The sequence below is a fragment of the Chryseobacterium sp. FP211-J200 genome, assembly GCF_001643375.1.
GTDB lineage: Bacteria > Bacteroidota > Bacteroidia > Flavobacteriales > Weeksellaceae > Epilithonimonas > Epilithonimonas ginsengisoli.
Map to the genome: position 1 here is coordinate 13,087 of NZ_LSHB01000008.1, position 17,122 is coordinate 30,208.

Annotated in this window: 15 protein-coding genes; 4 read left to right on the forward strand and 11 right to left on the reverse strand. The window is 38.4% G+C overall.

The features are described 5' to 3' along the window. Positions 1-45 precede the first annotated feature (45 nt). A complete protein-coding gene (locus tag AXA65_RS02515; RefSeq protein WP_063968565.1) occupies positions 46-1,194 on the reverse strand; it encodes a CHAP domain-containing protein in 1,149 nt (382 codons plus the stop codon). Between the two features lie 125 nt (positions 1,195-1,319). On the opposite strand from AXA65_RS02515, the gene ligA reads away from it, so the two are divergent. Continuing rightward, on the forward strand, positions 1,320-3,320 hold the full coding sequence (gene ligA, locus AXA65_RS02520) for an NAD-dependent DNA ligase LigA (protein WP_063968566.1): 2,001 nt from the start codon (positions 1,320-1,322) through the stop codon (positions 3,318-3,320). 145 nt (positions 3,321-3,465) lie between these two features. Here the strand turns inward: ligA and AXA65_RS02525 are convergent, their stop codons facing one another. The 9 genes from AXA65_RS02525 to AXA65_RS02565 all read right to left on the reverse strand — a co-directional run bounded on the left by AXA65_RS02525 (position 3,466) and on the right by AXA65_RS02565 (position 13,360). Next, positions 3,466-4,029 (reverse strand): sugar O-acetyltransferase, encoded by a 564-nt coding sequence (locus AXA65_RS02525; protein WP_117590496.1) that lies wholly within the window; start codon positions 4,027-4,029, stop codon positions 3,466-3,468. Between the two features lie 289 nt (positions 4,030-4,318). Continuing rightward, positions 4,319-5,122: a family 1 encapsulin nanocompartment shell protein gene (locus AXA65_RS02530; RefSeq protein WP_063968567.1), complete on the reverse strand. Its 804-nt coding sequence runs from the start codon at positions 5,120-5,122 to the stop codon at positions 4,319-4,321. Positions 5,123-5,216: 94 nt separating this feature from the next. Further along, positions 5,217-6,236: a Dyp-type peroxidase gene (locus AXA65_RS02535; protein ID WP_086048045.1), complete on the reverse strand. Its 1,020-nt coding sequence runs from the start codon at positions 6,234-6,236 to the stop codon at positions 5,217-5,219. Between the two features lie 138 nt (positions 6,237-6,374). Further along, entirely contained in the window at positions 6,375-7,955 is a 1,581-nt protein-coding gene (locus AXA65_RS02540; protein ID WP_063968568.1) for a DHA2 family efflux MFS transporter permease subunit, read from the reverse strand. Between the two features lie 3 nt (positions 7,956-7,958). Further along, positions 7,959-9,077 (reverse strand): HlyD family secretion protein, encoded by a 1,119-nt coding sequence (locus AXA65_RS02545; protein ID WP_063968569.1) that lies wholly within the window; start codon positions 9,075-9,077, stop codon positions 7,959-7,961. A gap of 71 nt (positions 9,078-9,148) precedes the next feature. Beyond that, positions 9,149-10,450 (reverse strand): TolC family protein, encoded by a 1,302-nt coding sequence (locus AXA65_RS02550; protein WP_063968657.1) that lies wholly within the window; start codon positions 10,448-10,450, stop codon positions 9,149-9,151. A gap of 34 nt (positions 10,451-10,484) precedes the next feature. After that, positions 10,485-11,117, reverse strand: coding sequence for a TetR/AcrR family transcriptional regulator (locus AXA65_RS02555; RefSeq protein ID WP_063968570.1), 633 nt, complete (start codon positions 11,115-11,117; stop codon positions 10,485-10,487). 399 nt (positions 11,118-11,516) lie between these two features. Continuing rightward, the gene (locus AXA65_RS02560) at positions 11,517-12,191 is read right to left on the reverse strand and encodes a hypothetical protein (protein WP_131797745.1); all 675 of its coding nucleotides are present in this window, start codon (positions 12,189-12,191) and stop codon (positions 11,517-11,519) included. A gap of 62 nt (positions 12,192-12,253) precedes the next feature. Then, on the reverse strand, positions 12,254-13,360 hold the full coding sequence (locus AXA65_RS02565; protein WP_063968572.1) for an ATP-binding protein: 1,107 nt from the start codon (positions 13,358-13,360) through the stop codon (positions 12,254-12,256). Positions 13,361-13,694: 334 nt separating this feature from the next. Here AXA65_RS02565 and AXA65_RS02570 point away from each other — a divergent pair, with 334 nt between their 5' ends. The 3 genes from AXA65_RS02570 to AXA65_RS02580 are packed head-to-tail and all read left to right on the forward strand — an operon-like array spanning position 13,695 to position 16,711. After that, positions 13,695-14,981, forward strand: coding sequence for a hypothetical protein (locus tag AXA65_RS02570; RefSeq protein ID WP_063968573.1), 1,287 nt, complete (start codon positions 13,695-13,697; stop codon positions 14,979-14,981). Between the two features lie 20 nt (positions 14,982-15,001). Next, a complete protein-coding gene (gene lptC, locus AXA65_RS02575) occupies positions 15,002-15,598 on the forward strand; it encodes an LPS export ABC transporter periplasmic protein LptC (RefSeq protein ID WP_063968574.1) in 597 nt (198 codons plus the stop codon). A 54-nt stretch (positions 15,599-15,652) separates the two neighbouring features. After that, positions 15,653-16,711 (forward strand): anhydro-N-acetylmuramic acid kinase, encoded by a 1,059-nt coding sequence (locus AXA65_RS02580; RefSeq protein WP_086048047.1) that lies wholly within the window; start codon positions 15,653-15,655, stop codon positions 16,709-16,711. Here the strand turns inward: AXA65_RS02580 and AXA65_RS02585 are convergent. After that, a complete protein-coding gene (locus tag AXA65_RS02585) occupies positions 16,708-17,094 on the reverse strand; it encodes a hypothetical protein (RefSeq protein WP_063968575.1) in 387 nt (128 codons plus the stop codon). The two genes, AXA65_RS02580 and AXA65_RS02585, sit on opposite strands and share 4 nt — an antisense overlap. Between the last annotated feature and the right edge of the window lie 28 nt (positions 17,095-17,122).

Here is a 17,122-nt window from a genome sequence, read left to right on the forward strand (position 1 = left end):
ATCAAAGAATGACTTCATACCACGATTTTTGCCAATAAAGAACATTTAACACAAAAGCCACCACAAACTAAAATTCTGAAGCTTACCGTCTTCAAAATAAAATAGAAATGCATCGTCCGAATCTTTATCAATAGGGATTCTAAAGCGTACATCCTTATTACTCATTTGTTCTGCCTCCAATTGAGGAAACAGTTTTCTGAAATCTTTTAGCGTGGTGCTTTTATCTAAAATAATATGGTGCGACGGAATACTAAATGTGTGACTTTCCGCTTCTGCCCAGTCAAAAAGGACGATGTGCTTGTTGGTAGAATATTCAATTCCTTTTTTGTAAATCGTTGTGATTTCACCATTGAAGTTTGAGAAATTACCCGCTTTCTCATTGTATTTCCCATAGGTCTTCTCCATCCAAGGTCTGTCGAGCCATTCAAATGGGTTTCCACATTCCCAAAGGTCTGTTTTTGTTGAATCTGTTTTTAATTTAGATAATTTTTCGAAACCTACTTTACTAAGAATCAAATTATTAGAATCAACTAAGGCATCTTTTATCTCAAGATATTTTGATGAAAATATATTGGGTTCTGCTTTTTCGGTTGGTTCAATTTCAGTCTTTTCTTTTCTGAGCCAGCCAAGAACGCGATTGTTTTTGATTTCCCATTTTCCATTTTTAACTTCGAGAAGAAAAGTTTCTCTGGGTGGACTAAATGGTCCTGGATTTTGCTGAATAATTTCTATTTCATTGTCAGAAACTTTGGAGATAATCGCAACGTGGCCATAACGATTGAATAGACTTCCACTGAAAATTATCAAATCATTTTCCTGAGGTTTTAAATGACTTGAATTCTGAAATTGCAATAATCCTCGCTTCTCATTCTTTTCCCCGTCTTTTAGTTTTTCATCAAAAAAGTCTTTGGCGTTGCCATAATTATCGGGCATTTTGTGATGAAAATATTCGTAATAATAGCGTTTCACAAATTCTACACATTGGTATTTGAGACCAAGATTATAGCCATCTTTTGTCGTATTCCTTTCCTCCACGTTATTAACGCCACCATTGTAATAAACCACAACGCCATTCAAGCTATCTAATTTTTGACCAACCTCAAAATTCTGATTAAGATTAAATTTCTTCACCGACCAGTTAACTGACAATATAATTATTAGAAAAACTGCAACTGCAAATATTTTTTTCTTCATTTTAAATGATATGCTTTCGGTAAAATTAACAAAATATTCTTTTGGTCATTATTAAAAACAAGTTTCGTTAAAATTCACTTTTGAACTTTTATTCTTATTACTACATTTGTAAAAATTGATTCCCGATGTCCGAAAACATTCAGCAAAAGATAGAACAGCTCCGTAAAGAACTCAATCAGCATAATGAAAACTATTATCTGATGGATGAGCCCAGCATTTCTGACCTTGAATTTGATTTACTATTAAAAGAACTTCAGGATCTAGAAGCCAAATATCCCGAATTTCATGATGACAATTCACCTACAGTACGTGTTGGTGGTGGTGTGACGAAGATTTTCCCGACCATTCAGCATCAGTTCAGAATGTATTCTTTGGATAATTCTTATGATTTTGATGATTTGGCAGACTGGGAAAAACGCATTATAAAAACCATCGATGAACCTGTGGAATTTGTTGCAGAATTAAAATATGACGGTGCCTCGATTTCTATTTTGTATGAAAACGGAAAATTAGTTCAGGCTGTCACTCGTGGCGACGGTTTTCAGGGCGATGAAATCACTTCCAACGTTAAAACCATTTCAGATATTCCTGTAAAACTGACCGGAGATTTCCCCGAGCGTTTTTTTATGCGTGGTGAGATTTATTTGACAAGAAAAAATTTCGATAAAATCAACAAACAGCGTGAGGAAGAAGGCCTTGATTTGTTTATGAATCCAAGAAATACTGCAAGCGGAAGTTTGAAAATGCAGGACAGCGGTGAAGTGAGAAAACGAAGATTGTCTTCAGTTTTATATCAGTTTGTTGCTCAGGAAACTTCTGCAGAAAGCCATTGGGAACTGCTTCACAAAACACACGATTGGGGCTTTACCATTTCTGAACAGGTTAAACTCTGCAAAAATTTAGAAGAAATAAAAGAATTTATCAACTTTTGGGATACGGAAAGACATCATCTCCCTTTTGAAATCGATGGAATTGTCTTAAAGGTCAATTCATTAAAACAACAAAGACAACTCGGTTATACGGCAAAGTCTCCCCGTTGGGCGATGGCATATAAATTTAAAGCCGAAAAAGTAGAAACCGAATTACAAAGTGTTTCTTATCAGGTTGGAAGAACGGGAGCGATTACCCCTGTTGCCAATTTAAAACCTGTTTTATTAGCCGGAACAACGGTAAAACGTGCATCTCTTCACAACGAGGACATTATTAAAAAACTCGGTTTGCACGAGCACGATTTTGTGTATGTAGAAAAAGGTGGTGAAATTATACCGAAAATTGTTGGCGTCAACACAGAAAAAAGAACGTCAGAAAGCAAAGAAATAGAATACATCAAAAACTGTCCGGAATGCGGAACTGAATTGATAAAACTGGAAGACCAGGCGATTCATTTTTGTCCGAATGATTTGCATTGTCCGCCTCAGGTTGTCGGTAGAATGATTCATTATGTTTCGAGAAAGGCTTTGAATATTGATAATTTGGGAAGTGAAACCATCGAACAGCTTTATAAAGAAAAACTGATTGAAAATCCAGCAGATTTCTATGCACTAACGAAAGAACAAATTCTTCCTTTGGAAAGAATGGCTGAAAAATCTGCACAGAATATTATTGACGGAATCGAAAAATCGAAAGAAATTCCGTTTGAAAAAGTGCTGTTTGGAATCGGCATCAAACATGTTGGAGAAACGGTTGCCAAAAAATTGGTGAAGAACTTCAACACGATTGACGATTTGAAAAAAGCAACCGCAGAAGAATTATGTCAGGTAGAAGATATAGGGATGAAAATCGCAGTGAGTATAGTTGATTTCTTCCATAACCCTGAAAATATTCTGATGCTTGAAAGATTAAAATCTTACGGCGTTCAGCTTGAAAAAGGTGAAAATACCAACGAAGTTTTATCCAATGCTTTAGATGGAAAAACCTTTTTGTTTACCGGAAAACTATCACTATTCACAAGAGAATCTGCGGAAGAAATGGTGGAAAAACACAACGGAAAAAATATTTCTGCCGTTTCTAAAAACCTTAACTACTTGGTGGTTGGTGAAAAAGCGGGAAGCAAACTAAAAAAAGCGCAGGACATCGGGACGATTACCATTCTGGACGAACAGCAGTTTTTGGATTTGATCGGATAAAACTTAAAAACATCAAACTAAAAAAGACACAAGAAAAAACTTAAGTTTTTTAACTTAATTTTGAAACTATAGAAAGGACATTAAGTTTTTAAAATCTTAGATTTTATTTTAATTGTAAAACTTTTGTGACTTTTGTGGTTGATTTCTAAATTTCTTTGATGACTTTACAAGGATTTCCCACGGCTAAAACATTAGCAGGAATATCTTTTACCACCACACTTCCAGCGCCGATGACTGCATTATCGCCAATTGTAACGCCCGGAAGAATGCTACATCCTGCACCAATCCAAACGTTATTACCAACTGTAATTGGAAGCGCATATTCCAAACCTTTGTTTCTGGTTTCTGTATCAAGAGGATGATTAACGGTATAGAATCCACAGTTTGGTGCGATGAAAACATTATCTCCGAAAGTTACTTTCGCGCAATCCAAAATCACAACATTCACGTTGGCATAAAAATTTTCTCCGATTTCTATGTTATAACCGTAATCGCAGTAGAATGGCTGCTCTATCAGAAACATCTTCCCTACTTTGCCGAAAAGCGTTTTGATGATGCCTTTTCGCTCCTTCATTTTAGAAGGCTGAATCTGATTGTAACGGAAGCACAGATCTTTGCTTCTTTGTCTTTCCTCTACCAAAGCTGCATCGCCTGCATCATATAATTCGCCTGAGATCATTTTCTCTTTTTCAGTGAGGTTATTCATCATCTATTTGTAATAATAATTTTTTAGAGATCATAAGACATTTTCAGGTCAACACCTATTCTTCATTAAAAAGGATTCTGATTATTTTCAATTCTCGCAGATTATTCCGATGGCGCAGATGCTCAAATTTAAATCTGTAAAATGTGACTCATTAGCGGGAATATTGTGAATATTATACTTCTATTTTTCGGTATGTCATTAATGTTCATCTCTATAATTTTTATAGGCATGTAATACAAAAACCCAGAACTGCTACAATCCTGAGTTTTCTATCAATTGATTTATTAAAAAGTTACTCTGCAGGATCCAGCACCACGACAGCCTCCGAAGTGTAAAACTGGAAGGTGAAACTCTCCTGAAGATAGAGCTTCACCGAAGTATCAGTATGGCTTAGATAACCGATGGAAATGTCCTGGCCAAGAGTGAGCTTAAAATCACCACCACGGGTAGAGATTACAAAACCACCTTTGATTGCCGGTGCCCATATAATTTCGCCATCAATCAGTTCCTGCAGGTGGTGCAGCATTGGATAACCTTCATCGCTCCCGCCACTGGCCGCCGTATAAGCATCAGCTCCAAGAACCAAGACATAAGGCCCATTGACTCCGGCAAACTTCAGTTCACTTAATGCACGGGCAATTGTGTCGGGATAATTTTTGATGCTTGCAGGCAGTTTGAGCGACTGATTGCTGCTACCTTCACGAATCCCCTGAATGCCTGCCGCGGCATAACCTTCAAAAATGGCGCGGTCCTCTGCAAAAGCTATTTTTTCTGCAGCGTCTTTTAACGGCTGCCAGTCTGAGTCTTCGGAACCGCGTTCGACATCATCTATAGCTTCCCGGCTCAGTTCAAAAGGAACCCGGAACTCGACCACTGGGTTTACTTTGCGTACAGCCGCCTTCACCCCTTCGCCTGGTGACTCAACTGGCTGAATATGCCCGGTGCCAACGGCAGAAAGATCAAAACCATTAGGCCCATCAACATCTACCACTTTTCTTGCGGCAAGATATCTTTTGAGTGTGCGTACCGCTTCTTCTTCGATTTGCGCCCACGCTCCTTCGGAAATGGGAGCCAACTTACGGTGTAAATTATTCATATCGTTTAGTTTTTTATATAATGTGTAAAATTTGATCAATATAAAGGCATCGTTACTCTGATGTTTCTATCGTTTTAACTTTGCCAAAGCTTACTTATTTTAAAGAGCCAATTCCCAAAGAGCCGTCATTTTTTGGCAGTACGGTATCCACGGCTTCCGGATGATTTTCAGTTGATGTCGTTTCTTCATCTCCAGAGGAAAAATCATCCAACATATCCATCGTCGGAACAAAAAACAGGCTGCCGGTTTTTGCGGTGCTAAAATCCAGCAAACGGTCATAATTGCCTGGAGGATTGCCAATAAACATATTGTTAAGCATCAGTTTTACCGTGTTGAAAGTACTTGCATAAGCAATGAAGTACGTTCCCATCTCGTTGGTTGACATATTACCAAACGGAAGGTTATCGCGGATAATTTTGAAATCATCACCCACATTGGCCAATGCAGAATGTGAATTTTGAGGTTTGATGTCATCCGTCATTTCTACATCGCTGTCTTTGTAGCGGCCAAAAACTTTTTCTTGTTCTTCTACCGGAAGTGCCTTAAATGCCGCCAAATCATGAATATACTTTTGGACAAAAAGATAACTGCCTCCTTTGTAAACCTCATCCTCCTCACCAATTAAACCAAAATATTCGCGCAAATTGCTTTCAGGATTTTCTGTTCCGTCTACAAAACCGAGAATGGAACGGCCATCCCAATAACGGAATCCGTGGACTTCTTCCACGCAATCTGCCACCGGAGAAAGTACTTTGGCAATATCTGCTGCCATATCATAACAGATGCTTGAGTTGGATCCTTTCAGGTGAAAATGCAAATCGCCTTTGGTAGAAACGGCAGTATAACGGCTTCCAACAATAGGTTCAAATTCCTCCAGCTCTTTCGGTAATGGTTTGGGCAAATCCAGCCAATGCCATGCACTGTAACCAATCCCCATGATGCAGCTGGCGTTATCATCCGGAAAACGGACATAAGCAGAATGGTTAAGGTTGATTACCAAAGCACAGATGCGCTGAAAAGCTTCTTTGATTGGTGCACCTTCCTTAAAATTCCAAACCGTAAAAATGGTGTTTGTTCCGTGATTGCTGAGTACATCCTGTGATCCCTGTCTCATGTGTCTATTTTGATTCGGTTATTAACAGTGGCTAATTTAGGAAAAAATCAATGAATTATGACGATTTATAGTTTAAAATAAAAAAACTCAAAACCACTGAAGGTTCCGAGTTTTTTACAAACAACTAAAAAATAAATATTAATGAACCGCACTCAGGTCGATCTTCTCGCCTTTGCCTTTGCGTTCTCTTACGAATAGTACGAACGGAATACAGATGAGGAACATCAATCCCAAATAAAGGAAAACGTCCATATAAGATAGCACCGTTGCCTGTTTCGTGACGCCATAATCCAGAATCTGATAAGCCGACTGGAGTGCTTTGTCCGGCGCCATTCCTTTCGCTATAAAACTAGCTTTGAGACCAGCAACCCTTTGTTGAACATCCAGGTCGTTGACATCCAGATGGGCGACGAGCGTGCTTCTGTAAAGTTCACTTTTGTTGGCGATGAAAGTGGTGATCGCAGCAATCCCGAATGAACCTCCTAACTGACGCATCATTCCAGTAAATGCCGCACCTTGACCGATTTCCGGCCCTTTCAATGTACTTAATGACAATGAGGTGATTGGAATGAATAACAGTCCCAGTCCCATTCCGCGGACGATCAGCATCCAGAAGAACGCATCTTTGCCTGTGTCTGGCGTAATAATTTTATATCCCCAAAAACTGTAGATGAAGAAGATCAATAATCCTAAGGCTACCAAAATTTGTTGTTTGACACCTCTTGTAAGCAATTGCCCAATGATCGGCATCATAAAAGCGGTCGTCAAAGCTGCAGGAATCATTAATGCTCCTGATTGCAATGCTGTCCAGCCAAGAATACTTTGCGTGTAAAGCGGAACGATGAACGTAGAACCGTACAAACCAAATCCTAAAACGAAGGACATGATGGTTCCGATCCTCAGGTTTCCGTTCTTCAACACCCTAAGTTCCACAATCGGATATTTGAAGGTGAGTTCGCGCCAAATGAATAAGATAAATCCTACAACTGCTGTGATCGTCAAGAAAACGATGGCTTTACTTTCGAACCAATCGTCCTCGTGGCCTCTTTCCAAAATGTATTGCAATGAACCTACAAAGGCTGCCAACAATCCAATCCCTGCCCAATCGACATCGGAAATCGAACGCTTCTCGGAATACCTTGGACTTTTCACAAACTGTATCGTCAATAATGTGGCGATGATCCCCAAAGGAATATTGATGTAAAAAATATAAGGCCAGCTGTAATTATCAACAATGTAACCTCCCAAAGGCGGACCTAAAGTTGGACCGATGATCACTCCCAGACCATAGATCGCCTGAGCCATACTTCTCTTCTCGACCGGATAGGATTCTGTAATGATCGTTTGCGAAGTCACCAAAAGTGCTCCACCACCAATTCCCTGCATCAATCGGAAAAAAACCAGTTCCCAAATGTTGGTGGCATTACCACAGAGAAAAGAGAAAATCGTGAATATAATGATGGAAGCCGCAAAATAATTTCGTCTTCCGAACTGCTGAGACAACCAGCTGGTCATCGGAACGATAATCACGTTACCAATGGCGTAAGCGGTGATGACCCAACCCACTTCGGAAAGTGTGGCACCAAGATTACCTTTCATCTCATTTAGGGCCACATTCACAATCGTGGAATCCACGATCTCCAGAAGGGCGCACATAATGGCGGTGATAGTAATAATGGTTCTGCGGAATCCATATTCTACTAATGAATCGTCTTGCATTGTTTAGTTTTTAAGGGAAACTGTCGTTTGAACGTTCATTCCAACACGTAGTTTCTTCATAATATCTTCATTGAGGTTGTCAAACGTGATCTTCACCGGAAGTCTCTGAACTACTTTTACGAAGTTTCCACTAGCGTTGTCCGGAGGAAGCAATGCGAATGCAGAACCTGTTGCCGGAGAGAATGAACTGATCGTTCCCTGGAATTTCTGGTCAGGATAAGCATCGATCTCGATCTCTACTTTTTGACCTTCTACCATTTTCTCCACCTGCGTTTCTTTGAAGTTGGCAACCACCCATTTCTGATTGCTCAATACTACACTGAACAATTGAGAACCTGCCTGAATAAACTGACCTGCCTGAACTGGAATTTTGGAGACATAACCACTTTCTTTCGCTGTAATGACTGTGTAGGAAAGGTTCAATTTAGCAGTTTCCACTTCCACTTGTCTTTGTTTCAAGGTAGAATTAGCGATTCCAATATTCTGATAAGTTGCGTTTGATTGAGAAGTCACCACGCCAGTCTGAACACTCGCCTGATTTTTCTGATCAACCAAGACCTGAAGTTGTTTCTGAGCGGTCTGATAAGCTGCAGAAGCCTGCTCGTATTGTTGTTGCGTGATCGTGTGGTCTTTTACCAATTCAGTATATCTTTTCATATCCTGCTCTGTTCTCCAAACGTTCACTTTTGCTGCTTCGATCTGTGCGTTTGCTGTTTGAACTGCTGCTCTGGAGTTGTTGATCCCGGAAGCTGCTGCCTCTGAACCTGCGTGTGCGGAAGCAACGTTACTTTGAGCTGTTCCCAAAGCCGCTTCTGCCTGAGAAACTGCCATCGTCTGATCTCTGTTATCAAGGATAATCAATGTATCTCCTTTTTTAACAAATTGATTGTCTTTTACTTTAACCTCAGAAATGTAACCTGATATCTTGGAGATCACTGGACTAACGTCTGCTGCGATCTGTGCATCATCGGTCTCCTCGTGAGCCTGTCCGTATTGGTATTGTCTGAAACCGAAGAAAGCCGCTGCCAAAACTGCAACTGTAAGAACGATGTAGAAAACCGGACTTTTTTTCTTTTTTACCGGAACTTCTCCCTGCTCGAATTTTATATTGTCTTGTGCCATTATTTTTTTATTTAAAGTTTTTTATGTTCTAAGTTTAGAGTTCTTTTTTATCAATGATCATTGATCCTTTATCAATTATTATTAATTGTTCCTGTAGTTTGTAATAATTTTTTGTGAGCCAATGCTGCGTCTGCTTTTGAAGTGACAACGTTGACGTTAGCTGTGATCTTCGCTGTGTCGGCATCCAGAAGGTTGGTGATGGTTTCCAATCCTGCATTGTATTTGTTAAGTGTAATTCTGTAATTTTCCTCTGCCTGTTCCAAAGCTCTTTGATAGACATCGATCTTCTTGTGGGCGTAAAGGTCATTCTGATAATCGCGTCTCACTTCCAGAGTTACGTTGTCATTAAGCAATTCGTTGTTAGCTGCCAATTCCTGCTCTTTCGCTTTGGATTGGATGTAACTAGAATTCTTTTTCCAGATGTTGGAAAGGTTGTATTGCAATCCAACACCTACATTCACAGCATTATAGATAGTTAAAAGTTTCGGAACATCTGCCGCTACGTAACCACCAGTGAAAGCAATAGAAGGAAGATTTTCCGCTTTTGCCGACTTGCTTCCAAGCGCTGCTGCTTTTCTTTGGTAATCCAAAGCCTTGAGATCATTTCTGTTTTCTCTAGCCAAGTTCAAATAATAATCATCCGGTTTTGTAAGGTCATCTTCACCGATGTAATTGGAATCCACTTCGATCTCTGTGTTGTCAGGAAGTCCTAACAAAAGATCCATATTGATGTTGGCGATGCTGTAATTGTTCTCAGCTTCCATCAATTGCAATTCGATATTCGAAGTTTGAAGTTGTGCCTTCAAACGGTCATTTCTTGCGATCACGCCATTGTTTTCCAACTTAATAAAAGACTGATCTCTCCTTTGAGACGAAGTCAGATTTTCCTTCAGAAGTTTTACCACTTCATTTGCTTTGAACAGGTTGTTATACGCCTGAGAAATGTTGTAGGCAATTGCATTCTTATCGTTTTCCGTATTCAGCTTGGAGGCTTCTACAAGATATTCTGCAGATTTGATCCCGTATTTGATTCTTCCACCTGAGTAGATCGGCACTGAAACGTTTGCAGAACCGTAAAGTACGTTACTCACTTTTGGTCCGCCGCCAGACATTCCCTGGAGCTTAAGATCAACGTGTGGTTCCAGTGGTAGATACAAATAACTTCCAGAAACCGTCAGTTCCGGTAATTGTTTGTTCTTCGCTGCCAAAAGGTTGGCTGTGGATTCTTCGATCTGAGCGCGGTCTATTTTTAGATTTTTGCTGTTCTCGATCCCTAATTTAACCGCTTCTTCCAGACTAATGGTTCGTTTTTCCTGAGCAGAAAAGAAACAGAAAGTTCCGACAAGAATAATTGCTGTTAAAAATTGATTCATTGTTTGCATTATTGTTATTATAATTGAGTGTAGTTTAATTTTCCTGATAACCGATCAAAGCTCTCACAATAGTTTTTACATGAGCAGCAGCTTCCTGAAAGTAATGGCTTTCATATTGTTTCTCATCAAAATCGGGATTGTGCTTTTTGAGATATTCTTTATAGATCTTAATACCATGCATCGCATTGAAGATGGTTCCGGAGATCGTGCATTGCAAAAAATGGTAGGATGGTCTTTTTGTGAAAACCCCTTTTTCCAAACCTATTTCTACTATCTGTTCATTGATCTCTATATAATTGATCTTCGAAGCTTTTAGAAAATTCTGAATCTTCTTGTTCTGACTGATGACCTGTTGCGTGTGGACCAACAAAAAGAAATCTCTCAGTCTCTGAACACGATTCACAAAATTATCGATGAATGCATCTATCTTTTCGATCTCTGTAAGGTCATTATTTTCTACGATATTCTTTGCGAAGTTGAGACCTTCTTCCATTCTCCATTTGAAAAGCTCTTCCATCAGATTTTCTTTGGAACCGAAATAATAAGAGATCATCGAGACATTTACTTTTGCTTTTGCTGCGATGTCTCTCACCGAAGTGCCATTATACCCCTTGGCAGCGAAGAGTTTTTCCGCAACCATCATGATGTGTTCTTCTTTTGTTGGCATAGTCTTGATTTTAGCGCTGCAAAGTTAAATCAAAAAAAACATTCAATCAAACATTTGTTTGATTGAATTTTTATGAATGAATTATTGACTGTTTCTATAGTCAGACGGAAACAAACAATCAGGAACGAAGTGCGTTCGAAAAAATATAAATCACTGAATTAGAAAACGAAAGAATTTCTAGAAAAGATTTTAATCGTAAAACACATCCAAGTTTTACAGACTGATTTCCCAATCAAATATCATGATTTACCAGAAAAAAAAGTAAGAGAAATTTTGAAATCGAAATAAGTTGAGTAACAAAAGAAGTACAGATGTCAATCAATTTGACAAAAACGAAAAATTGAAAGCTCAGAGAAAATCAATAAAAGTGATTAACAAAGTTAAAAACTAAATGTCATTTTATTTCGGAAAAGCCATATCCAAACTTCTAAAGTCTATCCACTCGTCAAATTTTTTACTGCTGTTGCTGATTGCAATGACATGCAATTTATTTTCTTTGGTATCAATATTTTTTCTGAGGGTCACAAAGTAGGTCAAATTATTCTGATCATCTTTCCATTTGATCAATTCCTCTGTCATGTGACGCGTCTCCTGCTCGCCATTCTCATCCAGAAAAATGGGATGCTGCTTTGTATTTTCAAGCTTTTTGTAAAAGCTCTGTTTCCCAAAATTGTTATTGAATTCGGTTATCAATGCATCAGAATTGCTGTTATTTTCCAATTCCAGTTCGTAAACAAATGCAGCATTGTTATTTTTCAAATAGTAGATGATCAGACTGCTGATCTTTCCGATATTCAGATCATTGAATTTGAAATCATGATCAGGCGAAAATGAAAATTCTTCGTAATCCAAATTCAGATTGTACATCGTATTATGATTGTCGTCCTTGCTCAGATTAAAACCTTTCAGAATATCATCAACACTTTTGTTCAATGCTATTTTATCCAATTTTATTGTTTCTCGTTTCGTCACTTGTTTGGAAGTATCAACTGTACTTTTGACTTCTTTCTTTTCTTGTCCGTTGCAAGAGCTCATTAATGATAAAATGACTGATAGAAATAATATTTTTTTCATTTGTGTGAAATAAGTTTGGATCCAAAAATCAAATATAAATAATCTGTAAGTTCAAGCTATCATTAGCTCGAAGCTTTGTGAATATACCTTGTCAACTTGATTCCCATATCTGTCAAAACGATTTTGGAGTTGGCATTTCTGGAAATATGATAAGACGCATCTGTAATCTCTTCCACGATTGAAACAATGTTTGCGCCATGAATGAATTTTGAAAATGCTGACCAGTTGAAGTTGCCTTCCGAAAGTTTTTTGTAAACCAAATTATCGTTACCGTAATTCTGAAGCATTGCCAAACGGAAGATCTCGATACAATAATTAAGGAATTTGATCTGTTTTTCGCGGTTCCATTCTGCAATCTGGTGCGCCCATTTTACGATTTCCCGCAAAACCTCAGGTTTTTTTTTGGCTTGAAATGCATTTCGTACCCATTGAATAAAAAAAGTCTCAAACTCCGAAGCGCCGACATTATTTTCTGATAGAAATCTCGCCAAATTCCAGTCGCCTTGAGCTTGATAACCAATTTCCTTTGCTGTTTCTTTATTCGGAAGACTTTGCAGAATATCATCGTTATCGATCCTCGGAACATTTACGATCTGACATCTTGACAAAATGGTTGGCAGAATATCATTGGCACTCGGCGCACAGAGAATAATGTAAGTATTCTTTGGTGGTTCTTCCAGGAATTTCAGGATCTTGTTGGCTGCAGAATCGTTCATCTTGTCGGCTCGCCAAACAATAAGGATTTTGCTTCCGCCTTCAAAACTTTTGAGCATAAAACGTTGACCAATATCCTCGGCTTCATCTGCAGAAATGAAAAATTGTTTGTTCTCGGATTCCAGAAAACTCGTCCAATCATCAAAAGAAGAATATGGATTTTCTAAGATCATTTCACGCCATTGGTCAAAATACCTTTTACTGAGCGAAAGATTCTTTTCCGAAAAAACGGGAAAACTGAAATGCAGATCGAGGTGATTTAGATTCTCGACCTTGTGGACAGAGGATGGATTTTCTTTTTCAAAGATCTCCTGAGCCATCGCCAAAGCCAAAGGCAGAACGCCGTAACCCTCTTCTCCTAAGAAAAGCTGTGCATGACCAACTCTGGAATTATGAATGCTATCCTGTAAAACATTTTTGAGAGCCTGTTGCCCAATGATCTGTTCCCATTTCATGACGACAAAGATAATATTTTAGTCAGGATGAGAGATGGTGGAAGGTGGAAGTTTTTCAAATTTTGCAGATTTTACATCTCGTTTTTGATCATGCGAAACTGTATCTCGGATTGCAAAAATCTAACAATAGTGACGATCAGTCGTAAAATAACTACCATCCATCGAAATTACTTAACAAACTTTAACCGAAATATATTTTTGCAATTCATTATTAATTAAGATATTTGCGGATTGAAATTTTAAAGGATAACATCGCCAAAATTCAAGTTATCAAAACACGGATGTACGAACTGCGATGCCATATGACCTTTAAAAAAACAATCAATATCTACATATGAAAAGAATTTTTGTTTTATCATCATTGGTTGCAGGATATTTCCTGAATGCGCAAAGTATTGGAAACTCACCTTACGGCGCTTATGGGATTGGAGATGTAAAATATGATAATACAGTTGACATTAATGCGATGGGAGGTATCTCTACAGCGTATGTTTGGGATTTTAACAACAGTTTCAATTTCAAAAACCCTGCTGCGAATACCAATTTGGAAATTACAAGTCTTAAAGTAGAAGGTACGAACGAAAATAATTATTACAGGTCAGATTTTAACAATCTTAAAGGTGATAAACACTCGACATATCTTTCGAACATCAGTATTGCTTTCCCTATTTCGAAAAAAGTAAAATTTGGGATGGGCTTTCAGCCCTACAGCTCAAAAAGTTATGATATTGTAACAAATGAGGAATTAAGTAACGTCAATGGTCAAGTAATCAATGAAGCGCACAACTTCCGTGGCGAAGGTTCTCTCAACACGATCCAGGCAGCTGTTTCATATCAGATCACACCGGCATTTGCCTTAGGTTTGAGATCTAATTTCTTTTTCGGAAAATTATCTGACATAGAAGAAGTGGCATTTACAGGTGCTGAACTTGTAAGTGGTTATGCCAGCAGTTATAGAGTTAAGGCATTCAACTTTACTTTGGGAACCACCTATCAGAAAAAATTGGCCAACGACCATAAGTTAACCGTAGGTGCAACTTACACCATTGGGAACAGTGGAAATCTGAAAAATACTTATACGAACAGTACGTATTATTACCTAGTTGGTGATACAAAAGCTTACGAGACCATCATAGAACAAAACACCAATTTTGATAAAAAATTCCTACCACAAGAAGGATCTTTAGGTCTTGGTTATGGTAAGGACACAAAATGGTTCTTAGGAACTCAGTTCGATTACAAAAAAGGAGAAAGCATCAATTTCCTTGGGAAGCCTTTTTCTTACCAAGACTCTTACAAATACTCTGTCGGTGGCTGGTACCTACCAAACTTCAACAACTTCCGTTCTTACTTCTCCAGGATCATCTACAGATATGGAGCGTATTATGAGAAAGGTGGTCTGCAGATCAACGGTACGAATATCAACAAATACGCGATCACTGCAGGTGTGACCTTGCCTTTCCAAAAAAGTGTGATCAACCGTATGAGCAGTTTGGACCTTGGACTGGAAGTTGGGAAAAGAGGAACACTGGATAACAATATGATCCGACAAAATTTTGTGAACTTGAGAATTGGAGTTAACTTTGCCGACAAATGGTTCAACAAACGACTTTACAACTAAGCAATGAAAATAAATAATCTATGAAGGATTATTGTTTCAAAATATTCAACTTAAAAACATCACAACAATTACTTTTGTTGCTGATGTTTTTTCTTATGCAGTCCTGCGAAGAAGACCTCACAAAGATCAACAGGAATAAGAAGACCAATTTCGCCTCGCAGGTCATCTACGATGCAGACATCCTGCAGAAAGATTCCGGACGTGTGAATGTCAGGTTCAAAGCACCGCTTCTGGAAAGTTACGAACTTGTAGATTCTCCCTATATAGAAGCAAAAAAAGGAATCTATCTGGAATTTTTCGATAAAAAAAATCCAAAAGTTCCTGGTAAGATCTGGGCAAAATATGGAAAAAACAACATCAAAAAAGATTTCTATTTTGCTAAGGGAAGAGTGAAGATCATCACGACAGAAGGCCAAACATTTGTGACGGAGACCATCAATTGGGACAAGAGAAACAAAAAAATGTACACCAAAGATACCGTTTTCGTTTCTGACAAAGACGGGAATATCTTGGTTGGCGCACACGGAATGGTCGCCAAAGATGACTTCTCCGAGTACACCTTCTTCAACAATTCCGGGAGTTTCAACTCTACCAATTTACCGGCAACCAGCAAGTAATCACCTTTTGGCAAATGGTTTCGGGCTGTTCGCTTTTATAATTAAATTTACAAAGTGGAAAATCAAAACTTTTACGCGATAGGATTGATGTCGGGAACCAGTCTTGATGGTTTGGACATTTGCTATGTGAAATTCATTAATAGAAATTCGGATTGGGATTTCGAAATTTTGAAATGCGAGACCATCGCCTACTCAGTTGATTGGGAAGATGATCTGAAAAATGCCATTCACTTTTCCAGCGAAAAATTATTGGAACTGAATTCCGAATACGGATTCTATCTTGGCGAAAAGACTCAGGAATTTATTTCTAAAAATAATATCAGGGAATTAGATTTAATTTCTTCCCACGGACACACGGTTTTTCATCAGCCAAAAAATAAATTCACATTGCAGATCGGTGATGGACGAGCCATTAAAATTAAAACCAACAAAACCGTTATCTATGATTTCCGAAGTCAAGATGTTCTGCTTGGCGGAAACGGCGCACCATTGGTCCCAATTGGCGATGAATTGTTGTTCTCGGAGTTTGATGCGTGCTTAAATCTCGGTGGATTTTCCAACATTTCTTTGAAGCGAGATGGAAAGAGAATTGCTTTCGACATTTGTCCACTCAATATTATTCTGAATGATCTGGCTCTGAAACTTGGAAAGAAATATGATGAGAACGGCGATTTCGCAAGATCTGGAAATATTGATTATGAACTTCTGAATGAACTGGATCAATTAGAATTCTATCAAGAAAAGGCACCGAAATCTTTGGGAATCGAATGGGTCAATGCTCAGATTTTGCCTCTGATCAATGATCAAAAATCAGAAGATCTTTTGGCAACCTTCACCGAACATGCTGCAGTTCAGATCGCAAAAATATTTGAGGAATTTGGCATTAAAAATGTGCTGATCACCGGCGGCGGAACTTACAACAGCTATCTTATCGAAAAAATAAAAGCAAAGACCAAAACCGACATTCATATTCCAACAAAAGAAACCATTGAATATAAAGAAGCTTTGATCTTCGCCTTTATGGGTGTTTTGAGGTCATTGAACCTCCACAATATTTTGTCTTCAGCAACCGGAAGTCTGCACGACCATTCGTCCGGATTGGTTGCTGATTAGAGTTGCTCTATCTTATCTGTCAGAGAATTGATGAAATTCTGAAGCGGTTTTTCCACCATCATTTTGATAAAAGGATTGAATTTCCCTTCGAATAACAACTGTACTTCGGTTTGTTTTTCGTTCAAAGGATTCATAGAACCTGTCAGAGCGAAATCCAGACTTGAGCTTGCAGATTTCAGAACCACCTCTTTATCAGACACATTATCTATTTTCAAAGCAATTTCTGGCATTCCCTTCAATCCGAATTTGAAACCATCTTCTCTCGCTTCAAAGCTTTGAAGGCCTTCTGGCATCAGATCCTTGTAATCCTCAGGATTCTTCAGCATTCCTGCTAATTCTGATGAAGATTTATTTACTATAATTTTTCGTCCTTCTAAATTCATTTTTTATATTTTTGTATTAATATCAAAA